The 8,848-nt window shown below is 76.8% G+C and carries 6 protein-coding genes; 4 read left to right on the forward strand and 2 right to left on the reverse strand.

Annotated features, from left to right (window positions below; all coding sequences use genetic code 11):
- Nucleotides 1-36: 36 nt before the first annotated feature.
- On the reverse strand, nt 37-987 hold the full coding sequence (locus ACRYR7_RS22145) for a UDP-glucuronic acid decarboxylase family protein (protein ID WP_432574281.1): 951 nt from the start codon (nt 985-987) through the stop codon (nt 37-39).
- A 156-nt stretch (nt 988-1,143) separates the two neighbouring features.
- Between ACRYR7_RS22145 and ACRYR7_RS22150 the strand changes: the two genes are divergently transcribed.
- Entirely contained in the window at nt 1,144-2,028 is an 885-nt protein-coding gene (locus tag ACRYR7_RS22150) for a glycosyltransferase family 2 protein (protein WP_432574277.1), read from the forward strand.
- A 104-nt stretch (nt 2,029-2,132) separates the two neighbouring features.
- Entirely contained in the window at nt 2,133-3,032 is a 900-nt protein-coding gene (locus ACRYR7_RS22155; protein ID WP_432574282.1) for a glycosyltransferase family 2 protein, read from the forward strand.
- A gap of 69 nt (nt 3,033-3,101) precedes the next feature.
- On the opposite strand, the gene ACRYR7_RS22160 is transcribed toward ACRYR7_RS22155, so the two are convergent.
- Complete coding sequence (locus ACRYR7_RS22160) at nt 3,102-3,686, reverse strand: TetR/AcrR family transcriptional regulator (protein WP_432574278.1); 585 nt, start codon at nt 3,684-3,686, stop codon at nt 3,102-3,104.
- Nucleotides 3,687-3,899: 213 nt separating this feature from the next.
- Between ACRYR7_RS22160 and ACRYR7_RS22165 the strand changes: the two genes are divergently transcribed.
- A complete protein-coding gene (locus ACRYR7_RS22165; protein WP_432574279.1) occupies nt 3,900-7,124 on the forward strand; it encodes an MMPL family transporter in 3,225 nt (1,074 codons plus the stop codon).
- Between the two features lie 150 nt (nt 7,125-7,274).
- Nucleotides 7,275-8,753 (forward strand): NCS2 family permease, encoded by a 1,479-nt coding sequence (locus ACRYR7_RS22170; RefSeq protein ID WP_432574280.1) that lies wholly within the window; start codon nt 7,275-7,277, stop codon nt 8,751-8,753.
- The last annotated feature ends 95 nt before the right edge of the window (nt 8,754-8,848 follow it).

Raw genomic sequence — 8,848 nt, forward strand, 5'->3', positions numbered from 1 at the left:
GGGCACCGCCCGGCGCGCGCGGCGTGCCCGGGGGCCTCAGTCGCCGGTGGTGCGGAACCACTCCACGGTGCGGCGCAGGCCCTCGGCCCAGTCGACCTCGGGCTTCCAGCCCAGCACGCCCTGCGCGAGCGCGGTGTCGGGCCGGCGCACCTGGGGGTCGTCCTGCGGGCGCGGGACGAACTCGATCGTCGAGCCGGACCCGGCGGCGCGGATGACGTCCTCGGCGATCTCCTTGACGGTCAGCTCCTCGGGGTTGCCGACGTTCATCGGTCCCGGGTGCCCGCTGGCGGCCAGGGCGAGGATGCCGGCGACGAGGTCGTCGACGTAGCAGATGGAGCGGGTCTGCTGCCCGTCGCCGGCGACGGTGACGGGCTCGCCGGCCAGGGCCTGGCGGATGAAGGTGGGGATGGCGCGGCCGTCGGCGGCGCGCATGCGCGGGCCGTAGGTGTTGAAGATCCGCACGATGGCGGTGTCGACGCCGTGGGTGGTGCGGTAGGCGGTGGTCAGGGCCTCGGCGTAGCGCTTGGACTCGTCGTACACCCCGCGCGGGCCGACGGGGTTGACGTGCCCCCAGTACGTCTCGGGCTGCGGGTGCACCTGCGGGTCGCCGTACGTCTCGGAGGTGGAGGCCAGCAGGAACCTGGCGCCCTTGTCCTTGGCCAGGCCCAGGGCGTGCCAGGTGCCGGTGGAGCCGACCTTGAGGGTCTCCAGGGGCAGCTTGAGGTAGTCCACCGGCGAGGCCGGGGAGGCGAAGTGCAGCACGAGGTCCACCGGGCCGGGCACGTGGACGTACTCGGTGATGTCGCACCGGCGCAGGGTGAAGCGCGGGTGGTCGGTGAGGTGCTCGACGTTGACGGGGCCGCCGGTGAGGAAGTTGTCCAGGCAGACGACCTCCAGGCCCGCGGCGAGCAGCGCCTCGCACAGGTGGCTGCCGAGGAAGCCGGCGCCGCCGGTGACGACGGCGCGGGAGAAGCGCCGCACGTCCAGGGTCCCGGAGGGGGCGGAGGTGGCGGCGGTGCCCCCCGCGGCGGGGGCGGGGTCCGGCGGGGTCTCGATCACGTGGCCGATGCAACCACCACCGGGCCCGACACGCCCGTCCACCCCGCCGCGACGCTGCGGCGTGTCGCCGCTAGCGTCCGGCCCGTGAGCCCCGCCACCCCGCACCCCGACGTGACGGTCGTCGTCGCCACCCGCGACCGGGCCGAGGACCTGCGCGCCACCCTGCCGCGCCACGAGGGGCCGGTGGTGCTGGTGGACAACGGCTCGCGCGACGGCAGCGTGGAGGTGGTGCGCGCCGAGGCGCAGCGCCGGGAGCGCTCGGGGCTGCCGCCGCTGCGGCTGCTGCAGCCGGGCCGCAACCTGGGCGCCACCGCGCGCAACCTGGGGGTGCGCGCGGCGCGCACGGAGCTGGTGGCCTTCGCCGACGACGACTCCTGGTGGGAGCCGGGGGCGCTGGCGCGCGCGCAGGAGGTCTTCGCCGCGCACCCGCGGCTGGCGCTGCTGGCCGGGCGCACCCTGGTGGGGCCGGCCGAGGAGCTGGACCCGATCTGCGCGGACATGGCCTCGGCGCCGTGGGGGCGCAGCCCGGACCTGCCGGGCCCGGACGTGCTGGGGTTCCTGGCGTGCACGGCGGTCGTGCGCCGCGACGCGTTCCTGTCGGTGGGCGGCTTCGACGACGTGGTCTTCTTCGCCGGCGAGGAGGAGCGCGTGACGTACGACCTGGTGGCCGCCGGGTGGGGCCTGGCGTACGTGGAGGACGTGGTGGCGCACCACCACCCCTCGGTGAGCCGCTCCCCCGCGCACATGCGCCGGGAGCTGCTGGGGCGCAACTACCTGCTGACGGCGTGGATGCGCCGGCCGCTGCCGGTGGCGGCGGGGCGCACCGCGCGGTGGCTGTTGGAGGGGGGCGAGCACCGCCGCTCCGTGCTGGACGCGGCGCCGCGGCTGCCGCGCGCGCTGCGGGCGCGCCGGCGCCCCTCGGCGGAGGTCGAGCGGCGGCTGCGCCTGGTGAGCGGGGACGCGGCGTGAGCGCCGTGCAGCACGAGCACGAGCAGCACCGGGACCGCGAGCGCGGGCCCGCGGGCGGCGCGGCGCCGCTGGGCCCGGTGCCGCGGGGTGCGCCGGACGCGCGCGTGAGCGTGGTGGTCATCACGTGGCAGCGCCGCGAGGAGGCGGTGCTGGCGGTGGACCGGTTGCTGCGCCTGCCCGAGCGCCCGCGGGTGATCGTGCTGGACAACGGCTCCACCGACGGCACCGCCGACGCGCTGCGCCGGCGCCACCCGCGCGGCAGCGCCGGCGGGGACCGCCTGGACGTGGTGGTGCTGCCGGAGAACCAGGGCGCGGTGGCCCGCAACACCGGGGTGGCCAGCGCCACCACGCCGTACGTGGCGTTCTGCGACGACGACACCTGGTGGGACCCGGGCTCGCTGGCGCGCGCGGCGGACGTGCTGGACGCCGACCCGCGGGTGGCGGTGCTGACCGCGCGGATCCTCGTGGAGCCCGGCGCGGTGGAGGACGGCATCGTCGCCGAGCTGCGCCACTCCCCCGTGCGCGGCGCCCCGGGGCTGCCCGGGCCGGCGCTGGGCAGCTTCCTGGCGGGGGCCTCGGTGGTGCGCCGCGAGGCGTTCCTGCAGGTGGGCGGCTTCTCCAAGCGGCTGTGGCTGGGCGGGGAGGAGGAGCTGCTGGCCGCGGACCTGGCGGCTGCGGGCTGGGAGCTGTGCTACCTGGAGGACCTCACGGTGCACCACCAGGCGTCGGTGCTGCGCGAGTCGCAGCTGCGCCGCCGGCACGGCATCCGCAACACGCTGTGGTTCACGTGGCTGCGCCGGCCGGTGCCGGCGGCGCTGCGGCGCACCGGGTTCCTGCTGCGCACGGTGCCGCGGGACCGCACCAGCGCCCTGGGGGTGCTCGACGCCGTGCGCGGGGTGCCGTGGCTGGTGCGCGAGCGGCGGGTGCTGCCCCCGCACGCCGAGGCGCGCTTCGAGGCGCTGGAGGAGGCCCAGCGCACCTCCACCTCCCGGCACTACGGCTGAGCCCGGGGCCCCGCTGGCCCCCCTGCCCGCCTCCCCGCCCCGCTCCCGGTCCCGGGGGCGGGCGGGGGCTCAGGCCCGGCTCGCCCGGCGCGGCAGCAGCAGCCGGCGCCCGAGGTCCAGCAGCGTGCCGCGCAGCACCTCGTCGGGCACGTCGGCGCAGGCGGGGTCGTGCAGGGGGCCGACGAGGCCGGAGAGGAACAGGCTGACGCTGATGCGGGTGGCCTCGTCGGGCGCGGGGCCGGCGAGCACGGCGAGCAGGCGGCGGCCCAGGTCGTGCAGCAGGGGCTGCAGCAGGGTCAGGTCCCCGATGGAGGGGTCGCTGGTGACGACGACGTACAGCCGGCGCGCGTCGACGATGACGCCGACCAGCCCGGTCAGCACGGCCTCGACGCGCGCGCGGTGCCCGCGCCGGGTCTCGGCGGCGTCGACGATCCGCTCGATCTGCTCGACGAAGGGCCGGGCCACGCCCAGGACGAGCTCGTCCTTGGTCTTGTAGCGGTAGTACACCGCCGCCTTCGTCACGCCCAGCTCGTCGGCGATCATCTGCAGGGAGGTGCCGCTGACGCCGTGCCGCGCGAAGAGGCGCAGGGCGGCCTCGTGCAGGCGGACGGGGTCGGTGGCGGACTGCCGCTCCTCGCCGGGCGCGGTGGTCATGCTCCTCCTGGGGACGGGTCCGGACCGCGCCACTGTAACGGCCCGGCGCGGTGGCGCGCTTGCCGCGCGGCTATCGACGGGCTTGCCGGTCGGCTAGGTGGCCGATTGCCGATCGGCAAACCCGCGGGGTACCGTCGACTAGCCGACCGTCTAGCAGCACGGCCGTCACCGGCGCCGGCGTGCAGCCCCACCGCCCCACCGAGGAGTCCCGCGATGGCCACCCTGCTGTACCGCCTGGGACGGTTCAGCGCCCGCCGCCACCGGCTGGTGCTCTCCGTCTGGGCACTGCTGCTCGCCGTGCTCGCCGCCCTGGCGCTCGGGCTGGAGAAGAGCGCGCCGGACGACACCGGCTTCTCCATCCCGGGCACCCAGGCCAGCGAGGGCTTGGACGTGGTGGGCGAGAAGTTCTCCGCCGGGGCCGACGCGGCCACCGCCACCGTGGTGTTCCAGGCGCCGGCCGGCAGCACGCTGACCGGCCCCGACGGCGAGGCGGTGCAGGGCCTGCTGGCGCGGCTGCGCGGCATCGAGGGCGTCGTCTCGGTCACCGACCCGCTGGCGCCCCCGGCGCCGCGGCTGTCGGCCGACGGCACCATCGCCGCCTCCACGGTCACCTTCGACGGCGCGGTCGGCGAGGTGGGCGAGGACACCACCGAGGCGTTCTCGGCGGCCACCGGCCAGGACCTGGCCGGCGCCGACGGCGCCGTGCGGGTGGAGGTGACCTCGCAGCTGTTCGGCACCGAGGCCGCCGGCCACGCCAGCGAGGCCATCGGCCTGCTGGTGGCCCTGGTGGTGCTGGTGCTGACCTACGGCTCGCTGGTGGCGGCCGGGGCGAACCTGCTGACCGCCGCCGTCGGCGTGGGCGTGGGCGTCCTGGGCATCACCGCGCTGGGCAAGGTCGTCTCGCTGTCCGCCACGACCCCCGCGCTGGCCTCCATGCTGGGCCTGGCCGTCGGCATCGACTACGCCCTGTTCGTCTTCGCCCGCACCCGCACCGAGCTGCGCGCCGGGCTCCCCGTGCCGCGGGCCGTGGCCAGGGCCGTGGGCACCGCGGGCACCGCCGTCGTCTTCGCCGGCACCACCGTGATCATCGCCCTGGTGGGCCTGGCGGTGGTGGACATCCCGTTCCTGACCCAGATGGGCCTGGCCGCGGCCGCCACCGTGGCCGTCGCCGTGCTGGTCGCGCTGACGGCCGTGCCGGCCCTGCTGGTCGTGATGGGCCGCCGGGTGCTGCCCGGGCGCGAGCGCGGCCTGGACCCGGCGGCGCTGCGGGCCGCGCAGGCCGAGCACGCCCGCGACGGCGAGACCCTCGCCGAGGGCGCCCTGGCCGGTCCCGGCCCGCTGGGCCGCTGGGCGCGCGGGGTGACCCGCCACCCGGTGGTGGCGCTGCTCGTCGCCGTCGTCGCCGTCGGCGTGGTCGCGCTGCCGGTCGCCTCGATGCGCACGGCGCTGCCGTCGGCGGAGAACGAGGACCCGGCCTCCTCCGCCCGCCAGGCGTACGACCTGCTCGTGCAGGGCTTCGGGGAGGGCTCGCAGGCCACCCTGCTCGTCGTCGTGGACGGCACCGACCCGGCCGCCGTCGCGGCGGCCGCCACCGGCGTGGCCCAGCGCGTGCAGGGCCTGGAGGACGTCGTGGCCGTGGCGCCCGCGGTGCCCTCCGCCGACGGCACCGCGCAGCTGATCACCGTCGTGCCCGGCAGCGGCCCGACCGACGAGGGCACCAGCGACCTGGTGCGCGCGATCCGCGGGGCGACCGGGGGCACCGAGGGGGCCCGCGTGCTGGTCACCGGCCAGACCGCCCTGGACATCGACGTCACCGACGCGCTCGACGACGCCCTGCCGGTGTACATCGCCGTCATCGTGGTGCTCGCGCTGGCGCTGCTGGTGATGCTGTTCCGCTCGATCGCGGTGCCGCTGATGGCCACCGTCGGGTTCCTGCTCTCCCTGGGCGCCTCGCTGGGCTCGGTCGTGGCGATCTACCAGTGGGGCTGGCTCTCGGACGTCTTCCAGGTCGCCCAGCCCGCGCCGCTGCTGAGCTTCATGCCCGTGCTGGTCGTCGGGATCCTCTTCGGCCTGGCGATGGACTACCAGATGTTCCTCGTCTCGGCGATCCACGAGCAGCACGCCCACGGCCTGGCCCCCAAGCGCGCGGTGCTCTCCGGCTTCCGCCGCTCGGCGCCCGTCGTGGTGGCCGCGGCGTTCATCATGAGCGGCGTCTTCGTCGGCTTCGCCACCAGCGGCGACGCGATCATCGGCTCCATCGGCACCGCCCTGACCGTCGGCGTGCTCGTCGACGCCCTCGTCGTCCGCATGGTGATCATGCCCGCGGCGCTGACGCTGCTCGGGGAGCGGGCGTGGTGGATGCCGCGCTGGATGCAGCGCGTCGTGCCGAACGTGGACGCCGAGGGCCGCGGCCTGGAGCAGGCGCTGGCCGGCGAGACCGACACCGACGGCGACACCGGCGCCCCCGCGGACGCCGGTGCGCGGCGCGCCGCCGGCGCCGTGCCCGTCCCGCGCCCCGGCGCGCCCGCGGACGCGGCGCCCGAGCCCGCGGCCGACGGGCGCACCGCGGGAGCGGACGCGGTGGACGCGGTGGACGCGGACGAGGAGGACGGCGGCCTCGCCGTGCGCGGCACCGTGACCGGGGCGGGCGGGCGGGCGCTGCCGGGCGCCGTGGTCACCGTCACCGACCCCGCCGGCCGGCAGGTCGGGCGGGCCGACACCGACGAGCGGGGCCGCTACCGCCTGCCGCTGCGGGCCGGCGGCACCTACCTGCTCATCACCGCCGCCCCCGGCGCCAAGCCTGCCGCGGCCCTGGTGGCGGTGGCCGACGTCGCCGTGCAGCGCGACGTGCAGCTGGCCGGGACCGCCTCGCTGACCGGGTGGGTGCGCACCTCCAGCCGCCCGTCCGCGCCCGCGCACGCCGTGGAGGGCGCCGTGCTGACGCTGCTCGACGTGCGCGGGGAGGTCTTCGCCACCACCCGCAGCGCCGAGGACGGCTTCTTCCGCTTCCTGGACCTGCCCGGGGGCGGCTACGTGCTCAGCGTGCTCAGCGAGGCGCACCGCCCGCTCGCCGAGCACGTCGACCTGCCCGACGGCGCGGCCCTGAGCCGCGAGGTCGTGGTGAGCAGCGGCGGGCGGCTGACCGGGGCGGTCCTGGACGGCGGGGGCCTGCCGGTGCGGGAGGCGGTGGTCGCGCTGACCGACGCCACCGGCGACGTCGTGGGCACCGCCACCACGGGCGAGGACGGCACGTTCTCCTTCGAGGACCTCGGTCCCGGCTCGTACACCCTCACCGCGGCCGGGTACTCCCCCGTGGCCACCGGCGTCCTGGTGCCCGACGAGGGGGGCGAGGTGCGCGCCGACGTGGCCCTGGGCGAGGCGGCGCCGCCGGTGCGCGGGGGGTCCGTGGCCGGCGGGGAGCAGGCGCCGCTGCGCTGAGCGGCGGCCGCGCCGGCGCCGCTGCGCAGCGTCGCGGGAGGTCACCCGCGGCAGCGGTGGCGCCGGCCGGGGTGCCGGCTCTGGCAGGATCCCAGCCGGCCTCGACGTCGCGGCCGCCCCTCGCCCCGCACGACCACCCCGAGGTGCCCGATGGCCACGCACACCAGTCCCCCGCGCCCGCGATCGGCGCTGGACCGCTACTTCCGCATCTCCGAACGGGGCTCGACCGTCGGCCGCGAGGTCCGCGGCGGTCTCGCGACGTTCTTCACGATGGCGTACATCGTCGTGCTGAACCCGCTGATCATCGGCACCCAGCCCGACAGCACGGGCACCTTCCTCGGCGGCGGCGACGCCCCGGACCTGGCGGCCGTCGCGGCCGGCACCGCGCTGGTGGCCGGCGTCATGACGATCCTCATGGGCGTCGTCGGCAACTACCCCCTGGCGCTGGCCACGGGGCTGGGGCTGAACGCGTTCGTCGCCTTCGGCGTCGCGGCGCTGCCGGGGATGACGTGGGCGGACGCGATGGGCCTGGTGGTCATCGAGGGCCTGATCATCCTCGTGCTGGTCCTCACCGGGTTCCGCGAGGCCGTCTTCCACGCGGTGCCCGCGCAGCTGAAGACCGCCATCAGCGTGGGCATCGGGCTGTTCATCACCATCGTCGGCCTGGTCGACGCCGGGTTCGTGCGCAGCGGCAGCGGCACCCCGCTGGAGCTGGGCATCGGCGGCTTCCTGTCGGGCTGGCCGACGCTGGTGTTCGTCGCCGGGCTGCTGCTCATGGTCGTGCTCATGGCGCGCGGCGTGCGCGGGGCGATCCTCGTCGGCATCGTGGCCGCCACCGTGCTGGCCGTGGTCGTCGAGGCCGTCGCCGACCTGGGCCCGCGCACCGGCGCCGACGGGGAGGTGCGCGACCCGCGCGCGTGGGGCCTGAACGTGCCCGCCCTGCCGGACACCTGGGTGGACACCCCCGACTTCTCCCTGCTGGGGCAGTTCGACCTGCTGGGCAGCTTCGGCCGCATCGGGGTCGTCAGCGTGGTGCTGCTCGTCTTCACGCTGCTGCTGGCCGACTTCTTCGACACCATGGGCACGATGGTCGCCATCGGCAAGGAGGGCGACCTGCTCGACGCCGAGGGCAACCCGCCGAACATGCGCCGCATCCTCGTCGTGGACTCCCTGGCGGCGAGCGCGGGCGGCGCGGCCGGCGTCTCCAGCAACACCAGCTTCATCGAGTCCGCCACCGGCGTGGGCGAGGGGGCGCGCACCGGGCTGGCCAGCGTGGTCACCGGCGTGGCGTTCCTGCTGGCGACCTTCCTGGCCCCGGCCGTCTCGATCGTGCCCTACGAGGCCGCGACGCCGGCCCTGGTCGTCGTCGGGTTCCTCATGATGACCCAGGTCAAGGGCATCGACTGGGACGACGTGGAGATCGCGCTGCCGGCGTTCCTGACGATCGTGCTCATGCCGTTCACGTACTCCATCAGCGCGGGCATCGGCGCCGGCTTCGTGGCGTACGTGGTGGTCAAGGTGGTGCGCGGCAAGGCCCGCCAGGTGCACCCGCTGCTGTGGGTGACCGCGGCCCTGTTCGTCCTGTACTTCGCGATCGACCCGCTCAAGGACGCGCTGGGCGCGGCCTGAGCGCCGGGGGGGGGGGGGGGGGGGGGGGGGGGGGGCCCGGCGGGCGCGGGCCGGGGGGCGGGGGGGCGGGCGGCGCCGGGCCCGCCGCCGGCGGG

This window comes from Kineococcus gurbantunggutensis, from assembly GCF_050871925.1.
Lineage (GTDB): Bacteria > Actinomycetota > Actinomycetes > Actinomycetales > Kineococcaceae > Kineococcus.